This is a genomic window from Singulisphaera chitinilytica (genome assembly GCF_049331405.1).
Taxonomy (GTDB): domain Bacteria; phylum Planctomycetota; class Planctomycetia; order Isosphaerales; family Isosphaeraceae; genus PoT.
The window spans coordinates 4,053,288-4,071,249 of sequence record NZ_CP186274.1 but is presented as its reverse complement, the minus strand read 5'-3'; the positions used below and the strand labels follow the sequence as shown (position 1 = coordinate 4,071,249).

Here is a 17,962-nt window from a genome sequence, read left to right as displayed (position 1 = left end):
GGTCAGGCTTCTCCCCCGCTCTGGACCTCGGTCGGGACGGTCTGGGGCTCAGGCTCGGGCGTGGCTTCCGTCCCGGCCGTTGACTCTTCGAGCTCCTGGCGACTGGGGCGGGGCAGGTCGCGCATGGCCTGGGGCTGGTCGTCGGGGAACTGGATCAGGTCGGTGAGGTCGCCATTCGAGACGTCAAGAAGCATGACGCGTCCCATGAGGCTCCGCGATGAGGAGCCACCCAGGCGATCCGAGCGCTCGGTCTCTTCCATCAGGTTGACGGGACGCGTCGAGACGATGATGAGGGCCGCTTCACGCAAGGTCGCCGGGGGAACGGCGTCGAAGAGGCCGGAAAGGGTCCCTTCGCCGCAAGGTCGCATGACGGCGAGTTGCTCCAGCAACTCGTGCAGCAACTTGACCGATGCGGGCCCCTGACGGACGCCGGGAGTCGAGCCGGTCCAACCCAGGAGCAGGCGCCGTCCCGTGTGACGGCAAGTCTCCATGCAGACCGTGGCGGCGAACTCGATCAGGAGTTCGAGCGCCTCGCGCTGCTCGGCCGTGACCTTGGTCCTGGGGAGGAACGGGTCGAGGAGGATCGCGAGGTCCTGCTCGTTCTGCTGCTCGAATTCCTTGATCATCGGCTGGCCGAGTCTCGCCGAGGTCCGCCAGTGGATCCAGCGAGGGCTGTCGCCGGGCCGATAGTCGCGGAGGCCGTGGTATTCCTGCTGCTGGGCCGAGCGGTCGTGCCGTTGGCCGCGCCGAGTCTCGGTCGCCTGCCTCTGCATGAGCTGCCAGCGTCGGCTGAGCTGCCCAACCCTCGGATAGACGATGATCTGGCCGGGTTGGGTCACCGTCACCCTGCGTTCCATGAGCCCGAACGGCGATCGCGTGACGATATCCAACGTGCGGAAGCGATACTTCCCCCGCTTCGGGCTCTTCCCCTGCCACCTGACTCTCGCCTTTTCCCGCCCGGGTACGCGAGCGAAGAATACCCGCGGCGTGACGCTCGTCGAGCCCGAGACGCTCCGATCCATCGGGACGAGGTCGTCCTCGATGGCGAGGGCCAGTGCGGCCGTATAAGTTCGAGCATTCTCGAGCAAATAGTCCAGGACGAGTGGTTCGCCGGAGAAGACATATGGCGGGGTCCTCCTGGTCACGCTGAGCCTGCGGAGCATCGATGCGCTGGCGAACATCGACGCGACGATCGGCCCGGCCGCGAGGCCCGAGACGAGCAATATCAGGTTGATCTGTTGATATAAACCCGTCAGCAGCAGCAGGCCCCAGACCACGAGGTATCCCAGGCCCTCCCGGGTCCAGAGCAGGCGTTGCGTAGGCCAGAGGGTCGAGACGAGCCGATGGCCGAACTTGCTGATCCGTCCTCGAGACTCCATCGAACATCCTTCCCCAGCGTCGTGGATCGACCGAGATGTGGGACCGGAGCCATGCCCCGGCGGGCGTCAGGGACCGGCGTTGCGGATGGGAGGATCCCGAACGGGATCCTCACGATCCGGGCCTGCAAATGGTTGGCCGAGGAGAGGGTATCAGGCCGGCACGCGGAGCCGATCGACGATGTCGCGGATGATCGCCTCGGCCGCGCCGAACTCGCCGGCCTGGAGGAACGACTTGCCGACGACGCGGTGCGAGAGGACTGGGATCGCCAGGGTCTTGATGTCGTCGGGCACCACGTAGTCGCGTCCCGAGACCAGGGCCAGGCTCTGCGCGGCGCGATAGAGGGTCAGGGCCCCGCGGGTGCTGACGCCGACGTGAAGATCTTCCCCCTTGCGGGTGGCGTGGACGATATCGAGCAGGTAGTCGGCGATCGACTCATCGACGCGGACGTGGCGCACGGCCTTCTGGAGCTGGAGGATGTCCTCCGAGGTCAGCACCGGGCGGAGCGTCTCGACCGGCTCGCCGTCGCGATGGCTCGAGAGCACCCGGCGCTCCTCGGATCGGAGGGGATAGCCGAGGCGGAGCCGGATCATGAAGCGGTCGAGCTGGCTTTCGGGGAGGACGTAGGTGCCTTCAAACTCGTACGGATTCTGCGTGGCAAGTACAATGAAGGGGGGCTCGAGTTCGTAGGTCTTCCCTTCCACTGAGACCTGGCCGTCTCCCATGGCCTCGAGCAAGGCACTCTGCGTCCTGGGGGTGGTCCGGTTCACCTCGTCGGCCAGGATCACGTTCGAGAAGATCGGGCCAGGCTTGAAGACGAACTCCCCGGTAGCCCCATTGTAGACGCTCGAACCGAGGATGTCCGAGGGGAGCAAGTCGGGGGTGAACTGGACGCGGCGGAATGAGCAGTCGATGCTCGCGGCGATCGCTCGTGCCAGCAAGGTCTTGCCGACCCCGGGGACGTCTTCGATCAGGATGTGCCCCTCCGCCAGCAGCGCGACCACGGCCAACTTGATGGCCTCGGGCTTGCCCAGGACCACGGAGGCGATGTTGTCGATCAGGCGGTTCAACGAAGCCGTCAACTCGTCAAGGCCGGGTGCCGAGACCTCGGAGGCCTGGGGAGCATTCATGCGGTGTCCTTCGAATCGCGAATCGATACCGGTGCAGCCGAGGGGACTTGCAACATCGACAGACCTTGGGCGTGATGAGCCTGTCCACAGACGTCCTCCACCTCAGTATAAGCGACGCGAACCCTCGATTCCAACGCGTGCCTTGACGGGGCACGAGAGATTACGGACAAGACGGGCGAAGTCCCGGATTTTTGGGTGCCCAAGGTGAAGTTCTTGTGTTACGGTGCGATCGGCTGGCATTAACAGGGTCGATTCACTCCATCCAAGGCCCAGGGAGGGACGACGCGATGGCCGAACCCACGCGGCACATTCTCCTCTTGGCCGGGCGCCTCGGTACCCATTACGCCGACGGGCCCCTCGACGCGATCCTGGACCGCCTCGAACACGCGGGGATGTCGGTCCAGGTCCTTTGCACATCCAATGAGGGGGATGGCGACGAAGGCGACCGCATCATCGAATGCCCCGGTCTCGGCGTCCGCTGGCAAATGGCCCTGGCGATCCGTCGCCTCCGCCTCGACGAGTCGATCCATCGCCCCGACCTCCTTCACGTCATTCACACCGAAGCGGCCCCGGCGGGTCTGGCCATCGCCGAGCACTGGCGGCTACCTTACCTCCAGACCGTCGACGAGTTCCTCGGGCCGCACGATCGCCTGCGCCTGAGCGAGAAATGGTGCAGGCGGCTGGTCCCCGTCACATCCGAACTCTCGCATGACTTGTCCCAGCAATTCGGCGTTCCCGCGAGCTTGATGACGACCATCGGCATGGGGCTGGATGTGCGGCCCGTGGCGAATCCGCCCCAGACCGATCGTCCTCGCTCGGCTCGAGTCCCCGTCATAGGCACGGCGGGTCCCCTGACGGCCTCGTCGGGCTTCTCGACATTCCTGAACGCCGCGCGCCGGGTTCTCGATGCCGGAGCCGACGTCGAGTTCGTGATCGCCGGGGAAGGCGAGGACGAGGCCGACCTGCGGCGCCGGGCCGAGCGGCTCAAGATCACCGATCGCGTCACTTTCGCCGGCCAGCCGGTCGAAGGCCTCGATTTTTGGAGCGTACTCGACCTTTTCTGCCAGACGTCGGTCGTCCCGACAGTAGGGCGCTCGCTGGGATTGGCGATGGCCGCGGGCGTCCCCTCGATCGCCTCCGACATTCGCGGACTACGCTCGCTCGTCATGCACGAGGAGACGGGCCTTCTCGTCGTCCCGAACGATTCGGGGGGACTGGCAAACGCCATCATCTCTCTGTTGCGAGACCCCGATCGAGCCCGGATGCTCGGCCAGGCAGGGCAGAAGACGATCATGAGTCGTTTCGACCCCGACCAGGAAGCCAGGGCGTTGGCGACGCTCTACCAGGAAATCCTGGCACTTGAAACGGCCGGTGAACCGCGAGCGGCCGTCCTCGTCTGAAGCGACTCCGGACTAAGCCGGCCGTTTGGGTCCGTCGTTCAAGGTCGGATTCAGGTGTGCGGCTCGGCCGCGGCGACGGCCTCGGGCATCGAGCCCCCGCCGGAGACCCAGCGATAGACCTCGGCGAGTCGCGAGACCTGCTGGTCCCACGTGTATTTTTGCTCGACCAGGGCCCGGCCGATCTGCCCCATCTCGGCGCGTTCTTCGGGGCTCCGATCCAGGAGGTCGCGAAGGCCTTGCCTCACGGCGTCGACGTCGGGGGTGACGACGATGCCCCCCTCGGCCTCGCCGAGTTCGTCGAAGTAGCAGGTCGTCGTGATCAGAGACGGCAGGCGTGACCCGAGCGCCTCGAGGATCGCCATGCTGAAGCCTTCACTGTAGCTCGGCAGGATGAAGGCATCGGCCGCGCCCCAGACCTGGCGGGCCCGCTCGCCCGAGACGTGACCGACCCAGGTCACTCGCGACGAGAAATTGTCGGCCGCCGCCCGGTCGAGGAAGGGCCCGAGGGCTCCGTCGTCCTTGCCGGCCAGGAGGATATGGACGTCCGGGTAGTCGTTCTTGATCGTGGAGAAGGCCTCGGCGAGCATGTCGAGCCCCTTCTTCACGTGGATCCGCCCGAAGAAGAGGAGCAGGAACTTGCCGGCGAGTTCGGGGAACTCGGCCTCGAGGACGGAGCGATCGGGCAGGCTATCGAAAGGGGCGAGGTTCACGCCGTTGGGGATGTAGCAGACCGGGGTCGTCGGGGCGAGCGCCCGCAGGTAGCCAATTTCGGGTCGGGACAGGGCGTGGAGGCATGCCGCGCGGCGAAGGTTCTTCCCCTCGATGAGGGCCGTATAGATCTTCTTTTTCAAGGCCTTATGCCGCAGCGCCCAGGGCTCGGCATGGCCGTGAGCCGTGATCAGATAGGGGATCGAGGATGAGCGGGCTGCGCGGGCCCCTCGACGCGTCTGGACCTGCCAGAGGCCGTGGATATGCACGACCTCGGCCGTGCGGACCATGGACTCCAGGTCGGTTTCGGGCCCCCGGAGCGAGACCTGGGGCGGGATCTGCGTATCCCCGAGCGCCGAATGCGTGGGGGTCACGATCGTGACTGGCGTGTCGTTCCGCTCCGCCAGGCCGCCCGTCATGCCCAGGATGCTCGGCACCATGCCGCCGTCGCGAACCGGATCGAGGCCGTTGCAGAGGTGCAGCCAGCCCTCGCGGAAGGTCCGTGGGGATGAGGTGCGAGGTGATTTGGTAGTCAGGGCGACGGCCGAACGAGATGGCGCATCCATGTTGCATCTCCAGGGCTCGACGAGGAGCCGTTGTCTTCTCAGGGCATCGGCGTGATGCGTGATTCTTGTCGAAACCTCGGTCCGAGATTCAGGAGCCCGACGCCAGGAGCCGATACCTCGGCCTCTTCTTCGAGGGGCCCCGGGCGGCGACGGCGATGGCCTCGAGGGTCCCCCGGGCGAACCGCTCGGGTCCCCACTCCGAGGCGACCGCCGCGGCCCGTCTCCCCTGGGCCAGTCGATCGGCCTCCGGCTGGGTCGCCATCCATTCGAGGCAGGCGGCGAGGCTGTCCTCGTCGCGAGGATCGAAGCGTCGGCCGGTCGAGTCCTTCCCTTCGGGGACGAAGGTCTCGACGGCGCCAGCGAGGTCGGAGACGAGTAGCGGCAGTCCGCAGACCGCCGCCTCGTTCACGACGAGGCCCCAGGGCTCCATCAGGCTCGGATGGACGAAGGCCGACGCATGGGCATACCAGCGAGGGAGGACGTCGGCCTGGAGGAATCCGGGGCGATGAATCGAGTCGGCGAACCCGCTCTCAACGATGGCCGCTTCGACCTCATCGGCATTGGGACCGCCGCCGCAGAGGACGAGGTCCCACGGCCGGAATCCTTCCGCCAGGCCGCGTCGATAGCGTGCATAGGCACGCACCAGCATCGGCAGGTTCTTCTCGGGCACGAAACGATTGACCGCGATGAAGTAGCTCGCCTCGGGAAGTCCGGAACGCCCCGCCGGATCCTGCCGGGCCGAGTCCGCCAGCGTCGCGTAATGATCGTTGTCGACGGCGTTGTAGCCCAGGGCGATGCGATCGGCCGGCAGGCCGAGGTCGACGAGGTAATCGCGATGCCGGGGACCGCCCACGAGCCCGGCCGAGCACCGCTCGACCCGGCCTCGCTTGATGACCTCTTTCCACCAGACGCGCGGATGGTCGATGGACTGGCTCTCGGACATCAGGATGACGGGCACGTCATGCTTCCAGCCCCAGCGAAGGGCGGCGCGCGACTCGGGGCGAGCGTAACCGACGATCGCGACCGCCGAGGGCTGGTCCCGATCGAGGGCCGCGTAGATCGCCTGGGAGCAGGCGCCACCCGAGAGCCGCTCGACGGCCTGATCCGGGAAGAAGGTCGACCAGGCGAAGGGCTCGTCGCCCCGGGCTGGCTGCCAGGGATACCGCTTCTCGGTCCCCGCCATCTCGTAGGCCAGGAGCTTCCCGCCATCCTCTTCCAACGCCACCGCGAGGGCGCGAAGTCGCGCGAGGTGATAGGGGCCGAAATTGGTGAAGCAGATCGCCAGGGTCGTGCTCATGGATGTTGCTTCCAATGCCGAGTCGCTTCGGATCGCATGCGTTCGCGAGATGGTCCCGGCCGAGGCTAGTCGTGCGAGTACGACCCTTGTGAATAGGAGGGCGATGGCGCACCTTCATGTCCCGGGAAAGGACCGGGCGCCCTGGAACCCAGGAAACGATTCACGAACCAGAGGAAGACCAGGAGGGGCATCGTCGTAAACCCGTAATTATAATAGAACCAGATAAGCGGATCGTCGTTCACGACCATGAACCAGGCGTTATAATAACTGATGGCCCAGTAGGTCTGCACCCACGGCACGTGGCTATATGTCAAGAAGTACGTGTAGGCCATTCGGAGGAAGATGCCGATGCAGGCCATCACGATGAACGTGCCCGTCGCCCCGCCGTTGAGTTGAGTGGCCCCCATGAGCCCGATGGCGGGGCCGGCGAAGTCGGCGTCCCGTTTCATCTCGGAGCCCGCTATCCAGGCCTTGACCCACTGCTCGCGGCCGAAGAGCGGCTTCTCCGGCCAGACGATCCGCGGTATGAACGTCGAGAAGACGCGCAGGTAGTTCATACCGAAGTCGAAATCCGAACGATAAGGCACCACGTCCATCATGAGCAGGAATCCGCCGTACTCGGTCGTCTCCTTGGTGGTCGCGTAGTTGTCGTCGTCCTCGCTCTCGATGTTCATGTTCTGGAGGATCCAGGCGGGGTCGAAGTCCGCCAGGAATGAGACGAACCCCGAGAACGTCCTCTCGTGGGAACGGTCGTAGCGCCAACTGATCGCGATGACGACGGCCATGAGCCCGCAGACGGCCGTCGAGATCAGGACAGGCCAGGATGGTCGCTTAAACTTCGAGACGTAGACCGCACAGATCACGGAAAGCACGCCGACGAGCGAGTGAGAACGCTTTCCGTTGAACATCCAGATCAGGACGTAGAGCCCGCCCGTGGCGACCCCGGCCCAGAAATAGAGCTTCCGGGGTGGGCTGCCCGTCCTGCCCGTCACGATGAGCATGATGGCGGCCACCAGCATGACGAACGGGAATGAGTGGAGCAGGGCCGCTTCCGGCGAGATCTCGACCTGATCGCCGGGATCGTTGCGAAGCATGATCCCCGAGCAGATCAACCCCCAGATGATCAGGACCGGACTGATCGCACCGATGGTCTTGGAAGACCAGCCCGTGGGAGGTTTGGGCAAGAGCTTGGAGAGGAGGTTCCCCACCCCGCAGTGATACACGAACAGGAACCAAATCAAGGCCCAGAATGCTCGCTGATTGGCTGCCAGGACGACGTCCGGCCCGCGAACCCCAAGGGCCCAGTCGTGGTAGGAAAGGGCCTGAACGACATAGACCTGGACATAGCCCACGAAGAAGAGCCACACGGGCGCGAATGGGTCGAACTTCTTGCTGATCAGTTGGATCAGGAAGTAGATGACCATGACGGCGGCCGTGCCGTAGACGTAGTTCAGTTCCACTGGAGTTCTCTCGTCAAAGAATTGACGTGATCCTCTCCGATGACGGTGGATAGCGCCGTAAGGACCGAGGCGTGATACCGGGGCCAGTCGAACGCGAGCGATCGCTCTCGCGCCGAGCCCGCGAACTGCGCACGCAACTCAGCGTCGCTCCCGAGCCGCTCCATGGCTGCGGCGAGTGATAGGGAGTCGCCCGAGGGGACGATGAAGCCTTCGCTCCCGTCTCGAACCACCGAACCCGCCTCGGGCGTGACGATCGAGGGGAGCCCGCAGGCGAGGGCCTCATAAGTCACGACGGCCGAGCCTTCGAACAGCGACGGGAAGACGAAGACGTCGGCCTGGGCCATCCGCCCCGGCATCTCGGAGTGTCCGACGCGCCCGAGCACCTCGACGTCGTCGAGATAGCCCTCGAGCGGCCGCTCATCCTTGGGCAGCGCCCCCAGCAACTGGAGTCGCCATCCCGGCCGCTTGATCTCGCGCCAGGCCTCGAGGAGATATTTAATCCCCTTGCGCTGGGTGATGCCCCCGGCGAACAGGAATGTGCAGGAAGAATCGTGGATCTTCGCGGGATCGGGGAGGAATCGCCTGGTATCGGCCGCGTAAGGGACGACCTCGATCCGTTGGCGAGGGGTACCGTAACGGGCCAGTGTGTTCGCGATGTGGTCCGAAGGGACGAGGATCCGATCGGCGAATTCGAGGTCTCGGAGCCGCCTCTGGTGCAGCCAGTCGAGCTCATCCGGGTCGAGGACGCCATCTCCCAGGTAGATCGGGAAGAAGTCGGGCGAGCATTCGGCCTCGCGCTCCAGGACCAGCTTCTCCTCGCGGACGTCGCCGTGGACCATGCTCAGGATGCTGGGGATGCCCAGATCCCGGCAGAGGGGCAGCGAGAACTCGGAGGCGACGTCACTGAAGGCGAAGAGCGTGCCGGGGCGCCGACGCTTGATCACGCCGGCGAGGATGCGGTCGAAATGGCGAGTCCGCCAGCGAGCCACGCGGCGTCGGCTCGACGACCACCGTCCCGAGAGCCGGTTCTCGAGCTGGATGGCCGCGTCGAAACCCCAGGCGGCCTCGACACGTTCCGAGGGGATCTCAGCGTCACGCCGACGATTAAGCACGCGTTCGACCTTGGCCCAGGGCTTCGGGGCAAGGCGGCCGGCGAATTGCAGCAACTTGCTGGTGCCGCGGTAGTAAGCACCTGTGAGGAAGCGATCGAGCAGCCCGGCTTGATCCAGGCCGATCACCGCCTGATAGGCTGGCGGCCTGGCATCGGGGCATGCGACGAGTGTATTGCGGGCGGGAGGAAGATTCATGGTGGATGGCTCATTCATCCGTGGAGCCTGATCGTGGGTGGTATCCTTCCACCGAGCATCCTAATCATGCCCTGGGGCCCGCGTCAAGCGACGCCGAAGTCGCGGCACGGCTAATCACAGTTAGAAGATGCCCAGCGTGGCGAAGAGATCGCTGATGCGGCTGGCATTCCTTCGCATCGCCCCGGCGATGTTGGTGCTCCCCGTCGATCGTATCAAGCCGAGGGCCAGGTTCCGTAACGCCGCAAAGACCTCGGGGCCGAAGCCTTTGCGAATCCGGCTGGCATCTTCTCCCAGGCTCACGTCTCGCACATGGTGCGAGCGGTTCTCGATGGTCCAATGGCCGCGCGACCAGCGCAGGAGTTCCTCGGCACCGGCCATCGAACGCGGCACGCTGGTGATGAAGTGGCGGGTCTCCGTGGTGCGCTTGCCGTCGCGCAGCACGACCGAGTCGATTCGGCCGACCTGGCCCACTCCGGGCCAGTCCAGATAGCCGTTCAGGGCCGTCGTGGCCGTCGACGTGCGACGCTCGGTGCGGCCATGTCCTTTCTCCAAGGTGGTCGCTGTGTCGATGGCCTCAAGCCAGAGGCGCCGCTGCCGGGGGGGAAAGAGCCTCTACGGCTCCCGGGGCGAAGGCCGCTCGGATGTCGGCCGGGAGTGCGGGCTGATTGTCCTTGACCACCCAGAGGTAATGGCCGCCGCTGTCGACGATCTGTGAGGTGGACCCCATTGTCTAGACCAAAAAACGGCGATCCTTCGCTACTGTCCAATCAGGCCGTCGTGGCTCTGTCCGCTCGGTAGACCGTCCCTGGAGTCCGGTACCCCAGGGATTCGTGGAGCCGATCCTCGTTATAGAAGCCGAAGTATCGCCTCAACCCTCGCTGCAGCTCCGGCACCGTCTCGTAGCCTTGGATGTAAATATCTTCGTATTTCACGGTCCTCCAGAGCCGTTCGACGAACACGTTATCCAATGCCCTGCCGCGTCCATCCATGCTCACGGCTATCCCGGCCGCCTCAAGCCTCCCGGTGAACGCCTCGGCCGTGAACTGGACCCCTTGGTCCGTGTTGAACACCTCGGGCTTCCCCGACCTCAAGGCATCTTCCAACATCTCCAGGCAGAAGGAGCCGTCCAGCGTGTTCGACAGCCGCCAGCCGATCACGTACCGGCTGTACCAGTCGATCACCGCCGCCAGGTACATGAACCCTCCACTCATCGGCACATAAGTGATGTCCGTGCTCCACACGTGGTCCGCTCGCCGGGCTTTGACACCTCGCAAGAGATAAGGGTAGATCTTATGGCCTCTCCCGGCCTGACTCAGCCTGGGCTTGGCATAGATCGCTTCCAGGCCCATCTTCCGCATCAGGCGCTGTACTCGCTTCCGATTGACCTCCTCACCTCGTTGTTCCAGCCAGGCGGTCATCTTGCGGCTGCCGTAGAACGGGCATGCCGTATATTGCTCGTCGATCAACCGCATCAGGCGCAGGTCCTCGGGCGACTCACCCGCAGGTCGGTAGTAGAGGCTCGATCGGCTCAGCCCCAGCAACTCGCACTGGCGGCGCACGCTCAACCGGGGATGATCCGGCTCGATCAAGGGCCTTCGGTCCTCAACTGAATGGGGCGACTTTTTTCAGCCACTCGAGTTCCATCTTGAGGCGCCCGATCTGTTCGAAGAGTTCGGCCTGGCGTGCCTCGGCGTCAGCCGAGGCCGCCTTGGCCGGACTCCCGAAGACCTCCTCGGCACTGCTGATGAGCTGCTTCTTCCAGCCATGGATCGATGTGGGATGGACGCCATAGTGGCCGGCCAACTCGTTGATCGTGCGGTCTCCCTTGAGGGCCGCCAGGGCGACTTGAGCCTTGAACGCCGCCGTGTGGACTTGCCGCTTCCTCGCCATCCGTCCTCCTCCTCAGACCCGTCTGAGTAGCTTAACAGATGGTCCAGTTTTCGGGGTCCACCATACTGACGGCTCAGGTCGCGTTGACAGAAGATGGCATCGCCGGTGATGAGACGGCCCTCGAGGACCAACCCCGAGAGGAGCTGGAGGGCGGCCTTATGTTCATTCGTCTTGTCCTTGGCGCCGTCGGGCACCTTGGCCTGGGCCACGGTCAGCCCGGATCGGTGGGCGACCAGCGAGAGCAGATGAACGGCTTTGTTCAGGCCATCGAAGCTGCCGCGAACCGACTTACCGTCCAGGGCGAAGGGGGCAAGGAGGCCTTCGTCCTCCGCGGGGATTTGGCCGAGCAGGGCCTCGGCCCAGCGGGTCAAGGCCGCCTCCAGTGCGGCCGGCGAGAGGGCCATGAGGACCTTGCGAATGCCGCCGGACTTGGGAGGACGCCTAGTGAATCCGAGGCGATGCATGAACGCGATGTCCTGGTCGTGGGCCCATTGGCCGATGGCGGCATAACTGCGGGAGCCACACATGATGGCGCAGCAGGCCAAGGCGAGGACGGCCGATAGGGGATGCTGGCGGCCGTGTCGACTGCGAGGGTCGAGGACCTCATCGAGGAAATGGAGCAAGCCGAGATTTGAGGGTGCGTCCATGCCAAGGATCTCGAAAGGGGTCGTTCTAAGCCGAAGACGCTTCTCTAACCTCCCCACAATGAATCCGTCAATAGCCCTGGAAGTCGCGGTCGGGCCGGTCGATTGTGGTGAAATCTCCGAGACATCAGGTCCCTACCGGCCTAGAGTGCCCCGGGAATGCGAGGAAACCCGGGTTTTCCACCTTCGACTCCCGAGGAATCTTAAGATTCCTTGCAAAAATAAAACTCAATCTCATTGCGGCGCCAGAGAGTTACGGTAAGTCAGAACAAAATATCTAGGAAAGGTTTTGCCCTAGCGATACCATGCTTCCGTGGGCAGTCCGGCCCATGGTCGGCTCGATTGAATCGAGCTGCGAGTTATGCACCATATGAGGAAGGGACTCCACGATGACCGCAGCAGCCTGGCCCCATCTCTATAGCGAATACGCCACCGACGAGGCCGACCAGACGAATGCCTATGTCTGGCCGCCGCTGTTTAAGCTCATCGAATCCTTGCCCAAGGGGAGCCACGTCCTGGATGCCGGTTGCGGCGCCGGCTTCTTCGCCAAGGAGCTGAACGACCGAGGCTTCGAGGTTTGCGGGATGGACCTGGCAGAGTCGGGGATCGCCCGTGCTCGTCGGCTCTGGCCCGCCGTCGATTTCAAGCTCGCCTCCGTCTACGACAACATCCAGGATCTCTTCGGCCGGCAGTTCGACGCGATCATCTCCCTCGAGGTCGTCGAGCATCTCTACGACCCGCGACTCTTCCTGTCTCGGATGCGTGAAGGACTTCGCCCGAACGGACGACTGATCCTCTCCACGCCTTACCACGGCTACCTCAAGAATTCGCTGATCGCCCTCAAGGGGGGCTTCGACGTTCACGTGTCTCCCCTCTGGGACGGCGGCCACATCAAGTTCTGGTCGCGAAGGACCCTGACGTCCCTGCTCGAGGAGCAAGGATTTCGCGTGAATGGCTTCGTCGGAGCCGGTCGGCTTCCTTATCTGTGGAAGTCCATGATCCTGGACGCGACGCGAATCTGATCGGGCTTCGAGGCCACACTCCCGAGGATTCGCCAACGCCACGCATCAACGAATTCCTTTCCCCCCCCTCGACCCCTTGCTTCGATTCCAACTCGATCCTTGCCGCGCGGCCCAGTGCCCGCAATGACTCCGCGCGCCCTTACTGCCTAGCTCAACGATAAAGAGTCCATCAGCTTTTGTCTTAACTCCTTTTGCTCGGGCCATAATGCGACACGCGATCGAATGCCGGACGAAAAGTTGCTTGCCGGGGGAAACGCCTGGTCTGTAGAGTAGGCTTTGCATGATGCAAGGTCCGCGCGTCCGACATCGCTGCCGAGGAATGGAGACCTCCTGGGAATGGCTAGCACCATCGTTGAATCAAACCTCCCTACATTCTCGCCTCAGTCCGAAGTTCAACCCGACGTCCGACCGTCGAATCTCGTTGTGGCATTCGCCCTGGCATTGCTCGGCGTCCTCGCCACGCGCTGGCCGGTGATGCGGTTGGTTCCCGTCGATTACGACGAGATCAACTTCATCGAGATCAACCGCAACTTCCTTCTCCCGGCGCAGCACACTCTCTTCCTCGCCGGCGGAAGGATCCTCGGGAATCTCGTCGGCGACGGCTATCGAGGGATCATCCTCCTCGACATGCTGATGAGTGCCCTGGCCCTCACGAGCGCCTGGTGGTGGCTACGGTCGCTGGTGAAGCCCTCGACTGCAATCGCGGCGACCGTCGTCCTCGGGGTCGGCCCGGTCTTCTGGGCGTATGGAGCCATGGCGGGGAACTACACGGCGATCGTCGCCGTCGGATGCTTCCTCCTGGGTATCGCGACTCGGACACACACCAATCCCAGGCCCTGGCATCCGTTCGCGGCTGCGGCGGTCCTGGCGGTCGGGACTGGCTATCGTTCGGACATCGGGACTCTCTGGCTACCCGTCTTCTTCGTGATCCTCTGGCATCACCGCTGGCGCAGGGCATTCGCGACGGCCGCATTTTTCACCGTGTTGAATCTCGCCTGGATCACCCCGATGGTCATCAACGTCGGGGGCTGGGAGGCCTACTCGGCGCAGAACCGCGAGTTCGCCTATCGTTGCGGATATCTCAATTCGATCTGGAATCTCGGCTTCGTCGATGCCCCCGTGCGTTACGGCGTCAAGGCCGCAATGGCTCTGGTCTGGACCCTCGGGCCGGGCTTGCTGTTCGCGCCGAGGGGAATGGCACGGTTGCTGCGTCAACCGCATGGGCGTTACCTCGCGGCGATCCTCGTACTTTGCATCCTACCGCCGCTGGCGTCACATCTCCTGGTGCATTTCGGCGTTCCCGGGTACGCGTTTCACTATGTGCCGGCATTGCTCATGCTGGTGACGCTCGGGATCGGCCGGGCCCCCGAGCCGATCGCTTCGACTTCGGAGACGGTGAATTCGCCCACGGACCAGGCCCTGCGCCGGCTCTCATTCCTCGCAGCGGCCATGGCGGTCCTGTTCTGGTTCTATCCGGGCGAGTATAAGAAACCGGGCCTCAAGTCGGACTTCGACCTGGCCTTCGCGCGACATACCCGGGCGGGCCTGCGTGTCCATACCATCTATCGCACGCCCAGCACCTGGAGGACGGCGAACTCGGTCCCGCCCCTATCGCCTTCGGCGAATTGATCGGCTCATCAACATGACATGAGCAGAAGTCCGCTCCGATCCGCTGGATCGGAGCGCCCTAAACGACGAAGCGTCCGCCGACCTCGTTTTGCGAGGATGGCGGACGCTTCGTCATTTCCAGTCTGTCAAGCCTTCCGGCCGGACTCAGCCGGCGACGGCATCTTTGATGAGATGCCCCTGGAGATCGGCAGGGGGATTGATCCCGAACAGCTTGAGGATCGTCGGGGTCACATCCATCAACTGGAGGCCATCCACGGGGCCATGCGGCTTGATGGTGGGGCCGTTGAGGATGATGAGCCCGTTCTGGGCATGATTCGCGTCATCGGGGCCGGTGTCGTTCTCGAAGGTGTGGATTTCCCCGGTGCCAAGCGTGCCGACCGAGCGCCAGCGCAAGTCGCCGAAGTAGACGAAGAGATCCGGCGGTGCCTCGCCGCGGGTGACCTTGTAGAGCGATTCCGGTTTCAGAACGCGGGTGCCGATCGGCTGGCCCTGAGGGTCGCCGAGGGCTTCGAGCTCCGCGATCAGGCGGTCGCGGGTCGCCTCGTACTCTTCGGGCGGGATCAGGCCCTGGGGCTCGCGCCCCTTGACGTTGAGGAAGAGTCGGCCGTAATAGCCGCCCGATCCCCAGGCCGTCGTCTTGGCCCAGTCGACCTTGAGCGCCTCGAGCCGAGAGGGGGCCGTCGGGGGTTCGTGGAGGACGAGGTAGCCCTTCTGGTAGAGCCACTCGTTGAGCGCGATGCCGCCGTCCATGCACTTGGCGCCGTGGTCGGAGACGACGATCACGTTAGCGTCTTTCGGGATGATCTCGAGGAGTTCGCCGATCTTGCGGTCGACGTGCTCGTAGTAGTCGGGGATCACGCTCTCGAACGGATTCCCAGGCTCATAGCGGTGGTGGGCCGGGTCCATGTACTGCCAGAAGGCGTGGTGGACGCGGTCGGTGCCCATCTCCACCATCATGAAGAAGTCCCAGGGCTTCGTCGTCATGAAGTGTCGGGCCAGGGCGAACCGCTTGTCGGTCATCCGGACGAGCGAGTCGCGGATCTTGCCCTTATCCGGGGTCCGGAAGTCGCTGACGTCGAATTCGTAGGGGTGGACGTCGGGCAGTCCGGCGATCTCGGTCTTGAGCTCGGGAGGGAAGGTGTAGTTGGACTGGATGGAGGGGGTGAGGAAGTCCGTCACCATCAGGCCGTTGACCGGGCGCGGGGGATACGTCTGCGGAACCCCGATCAGGATCGAGCGTTTGCCGGCCGCACCCAGCATGTCCCAGAGGAGAGGCTCCTTGACGGCCAGGGCGGTCGCCGTGGTCATCTTCTCATAGGAGCGATCGGCCCGGTTGCGGAAGCCGTAGTAGCCAAGAGTCCCCGGATCCTTGCTGGACATCATCGACATCCAGGCGGGGACCGTGATGGGCGGGTCGCAGCTTCGGAGTTGGCCCCAGACGCCTCGCTCGCGGAGTCGCGTCAGGTTGGGTAGCCGACTGGCATACCGATCGAAGACCAGGCTGGGCTCGGCACAATCTAGACCGATCACCACCACCTTGGTATTAGGCCCGGGGCTCATTCTCGCTGCACTCCCTGCCGAAGTCACCGTCGGCGCTTCGCAAAAGTAAGTATGAAAGACTGCCAACGGAAGTCGGCCCGGAGAGCCGCCGTGCCGATGGCTGCCCGAAGACCGACCCTTCGAATCGGGTCGACAAGCAGTTCATCGAGGGCGAATCTCGGGCCGATTCGGCGTGAATCGTGTCAGGCCGTGGCGTATCCGGCCGCGAACTTCTCACGCCTGGCGAGTTCGAGGTCGTGCTCGACCATCATCTTCACCAGGCCCTGGAACGAGACCTCGGGCTTCCAGCCGAGGGTCTTCTCGGCGTGGCTCGCGTCGCCGAGCAGCACGTCGACTTCCGACGGCCGCATGAAGCGCGGGTCAAACTCGACGAAGTCGCGATAGTCGAGGTCGAGCAGCGAGAAGGTGATCTCGAGGAATTCGCGGACCGAGTGGGTTTCGCCCGTCGCGACGACATAATCGTCCGGCTTCTCTTGCTGGAGCATGAGCCACATGGCGCGGACGTAGTCGCCGGCGAAACCCCAGTCACGCTTGGCCTCGAGGTTCCCCATCACCAGCTTCTTCTGGAGCCCTTCCTTGATCCGGGTGGCCCCCAGGGTAATCTTGCGGGTGACGAACGACTCACCCCGGCGCGGGCTCTCGTGGTTGAAGAGGATGCCCGAGCAGGCGAAGAGGTCGTAGGCCTCGCGGTAGTTGACGGTCTGCCAGTGCCCGTAGAGCTTCGCACAGGCATAAGGGCTGCGCGGGTGGAACGGGGTCTCGAGCGTCTGGGGCGGCGCGGCCGACCCATACATCTCGGAGCTGGAGGCCTGGTAGAACTTGACAGGGTGCGTCCGGTGCAGGTGGCGGACCGCCTCGAGCAGGCGGAGCGTACCCAGGCCCACGACGTCCGCCGTGTAGAGCGGCTGGTCGAAGGAGACGCGGACGTGGCTCTGGGCACCGAGGTTGTACACCTCGTCGGGACGCACGACCTCCATGAGCGACGAAAGGCTCGACGCGTCGGCGAGGTCGGCGTAATGGAGGTGGAACCGGTCGCGGACGTTCGGGTCCTTGAAGATGTGGTCGATCCGCTGTCGATTCAGGCTGCTCGAGCGGCGCACGAGGCCGTGGACGACGTAGTCCGGCTTCGAGAGCAGGTATTCGGCGAGATAGGAGCCGTCCTGACCGGTGATCCCCGTGATCAAGGCACTCTTCATGCGTCCATTCCTCTCCGGTGAGGTCCCGACGGCCGAGGCCAGGGGCTACCGTCCTTCAGAAGGGTTACCGAAACGTGGAACTCAAGGGACATAGTAATCGGCCCGATCCTTGGGAAGGAAAGGCTCCAACGCGACGAGCAGTTCCTTCGCGAAGTCGTCGAGCGCCTCCCCGTTGGGATCGAGGTCGCCGGGGCAGAAGACCTCGACGGTCATCCCCGACCCTCGCGTCGTCCGCCCGTGGCTGCTCCGGCTCGTGATCGGGAGCTTCCTGACGTAGCGTTCGAGCGATCCTTCCCCGAAAATGTAGTACCAGAAGCCAATTCCCTCAACCTGGTCTTCTTTCGTATAGGCCAGCCGCATGATCCGGCGCTTCTTGCCGGGCTGGTACTCGACGTCCTTCTCCTTGCAGAGGGACTCGACCTTCGCCCAGCCGCTCGACGGGAGGCAGACCTCCGGCGAATGCCGCAGATTCAGGCCCTCGGTCGAGTAGTTGATCCAGAGCCCGAAGCTGCGCCCCGGCTGCTTGCGCCACTCGTAGATCCGGTTGATGAAATCGGTCGTCTGGGCCCGATCGATAATGTCCTGCTTGACCGGTTCGTCGCGGCCGACCCAATCGCCGAGCTGCATCGGCAGCGTCGCCAATGAGCCGTTGAGCGGAGGGCGCTCGATCTTCACGTACGATTCGAGCGCCGCCTGCGCCGCGTACCCGCAGGTCAGGAGGGCTCCGCAGATCACCACTCTCGTCAAAGGTGACATGAAATTGCCTTGGCTCTATA

At 64.2% G+C, this 17,962-nt stretch carries 14 protein-coding genes and 1 pseudogene; 3 read left to right on the top strand and 12 right to left on the bottom strand.

Annotated elements, in window-relative coordinates; all coding sequences use genetic code 11:
• Positions 1–2: 2 nt before the first annotated feature.
• Positions 3–1,379 carry a DUF58 domain-containing protein gene (locus ACOYYX_RS16375; RefSeq protein ID WP_422930981.1) on the bottom strand — a complete coding sequence of 459 codons (1,377 nt, stop codon included), beginning with the start codon at positions 1,377–1,379 and terminating at the stop codon, positions 3–5.
• A 150-nt stretch (positions 1,380–1,529) separates the two neighbouring features.
• The gene (locus tag ACOYYX_RS16370) at positions 1,530–2,507 is read right to left on the bottom strand and encodes an AAA family ATPase (RefSeq protein WP_422930980.1); all 978 of its coding nucleotides are present in this window, start codon (positions 2,505–2,507) and stop codon (positions 1,530–1,532) included.
• Between the two features lie 287 nt (positions 2,508–2,794).
• Here ACOYYX_RS16370 and ACOYYX_RS16365 point away from each other — a divergent pair, with 287 nt between their 5' ends.
• Positions 2,795–3,907 (top strand): glycosyltransferase family 4 protein, encoded by a 1,113-nt coding sequence (locus tag ACOYYX_RS16365; protein WP_422930979.1) that lies wholly within the window; start codon positions 2,795–2,797, stop codon positions 3,905–3,907.
• A gap of 50 nt (positions 3,908–3,957) precedes the next feature.
• On the opposite strand, the gene ACOYYX_RS16360 is transcribed toward ACOYYX_RS16365, so the two are convergent.
• From ACOYYX_RS16360 to ACOYYX_RS16330, 7 genes and pseudogenes are all read right to left on the bottom strand, one after another.
• Positions 3,958–5,181 carry a glycosyltransferase gene (locus tag ACOYYX_RS16360; RefSeq protein WP_422930978.1) on the bottom strand — a complete coding sequence of 408 codons (1,224 nt, stop codon included), beginning with the start codon at positions 5,179–5,181 and terminating at the stop codon, positions 3,958–3,960.
• A gap of 88 nt (positions 5,182–5,269) precedes the next feature.
• Complete coding sequence (locus tag ACOYYX_RS16355) at positions 5,270–6,478, bottom strand: glycosyltransferase (protein ID WP_422930977.1); 1,209 nt, start codon at positions 6,476–6,478, stop codon at positions 5,270–5,272.
• Positions 6,479–6,543: 65 nt separating this feature from the next.
• The gene (locus ACOYYX_RS16350; protein WP_422930976.1) at positions 6,544–7,938 is read right to left on the bottom strand and encodes a hypothetical protein; all 1,395 of its coding nucleotides are present in this window, start codon (positions 7,936–7,938) and stop codon (positions 6,544–6,546) included.
• Entirely contained in the window at positions 7,929–9,245 is a 1,317-nt protein-coding gene (locus ACOYYX_RS16345) for a glycosyltransferase family 4 protein (protein WP_422930975.1), read from the bottom strand. Before ACOYYX_RS16345 ends, ACOYYX_RS16350 begins: the two co-directional genes overlap by 10 nt.
• 120 nt (positions 9,246–9,365) lie before the next feature.
• The gene (locus ACOYYX_RS16340; RefSeq protein WP_422922865.1) at positions 9,366–9,797 is read right to left on the bottom strand and encodes an ISAs1 family transposase; all 432 of its coding nucleotides are present in this window, start codon (positions 9,795–9,797) and stop codon (positions 9,366–9,368) included.
• Between the two features lie 215 nt (positions 9,798–10,012).
• Positions 10,013–11,135 (bottom strand): IS3 family transposase gene (locus tag ACOYYX_RS16335; RefSeq protein ID WP_422926310.1). Its coding sequence is split into 2 segments (ribosomal slippage): positions 10,013–10,856 and positions 10,855–11,135, totalling 1,125 coding nucleotides; the frame shifts between segments, so codons are not numbered across the junction.
• Between the two features lie 128 nt (positions 11,136–11,263).
• Positions 11,264–11,782: pseudogene (locus ACOYYX_RS16330) on the bottom strand (transposase family protein); the annotation flags it as partial.
• A gap of 386 nt (positions 11,783–12,168) precedes the next feature.
• Here ACOYYX_RS16330 and ACOYYX_RS16325 point away from each other — a divergent pair.
• Positions 12,169–12,801 carry a class I SAM-dependent methyltransferase gene (locus ACOYYX_RS16325; protein ID WP_422930974.1) on the top strand — a complete coding sequence of 211 codons (633 nt, stop codon included), beginning with the start codon at positions 12,169–12,171 and terminating at the stop codon, positions 12,799–12,801.
• A gap of 423 nt (positions 12,802–13,224) precedes the next feature.
• Positions 13,225–14,430, top strand: coding sequence for a glycosyltransferase family 39 protein (locus ACOYYX_RS16320; protein ID WP_422930973.1), 1,206 nt, complete (start codon positions 13,225–13,227; stop codon positions 14,428–14,430).
• A gap of 144 nt (positions 14,431–14,574) precedes the next feature.
• Here ACOYYX_RS16320 and ACOYYX_RS16315 read toward each other — a convergent pair whose 3' ends face one another.
• The 3 genes from ACOYYX_RS16315 to ACOYYX_RS16305 all read right to left on the bottom strand — a co-directional run bounded on the left by ACOYYX_RS16315 (position 14,575) and on the right by ACOYYX_RS16305 (position 17,942).
• Positions 14,575–15,990: an alkaline phosphatase family protein gene (locus tag ACOYYX_RS16315; protein WP_422930972.1), complete on the bottom strand. Its 1,416-nt coding sequence runs from the start codon at positions 15,988–15,990 to the stop codon at positions 14,575–14,577.
• Positions 15,991–16,172: 182 nt separating this feature from the next.
• Positions 16,173–17,186, bottom strand: a complete 1,014-nt coding sequence (gene gmd, locus ACOYYX_RS16310; protein WP_422930971.1) for a GDP-mannose 4,6-dehydratase — start codon at positions 17,184–17,186, stop codon at positions 16,173–16,175.
• A gap of 81 nt (positions 17,187–17,267) precedes the next feature.
• Positions 17,268–17,942, bottom strand: coding sequence for an EpsI family protein (locus tag ACOYYX_RS16305; RefSeq protein WP_422930970.1), 675 nt, complete (start codon positions 17,940–17,942; stop codon positions 17,268–17,270).
• Between the last annotated feature and the right edge of the window lie 20 nt (positions 17,943–17,962).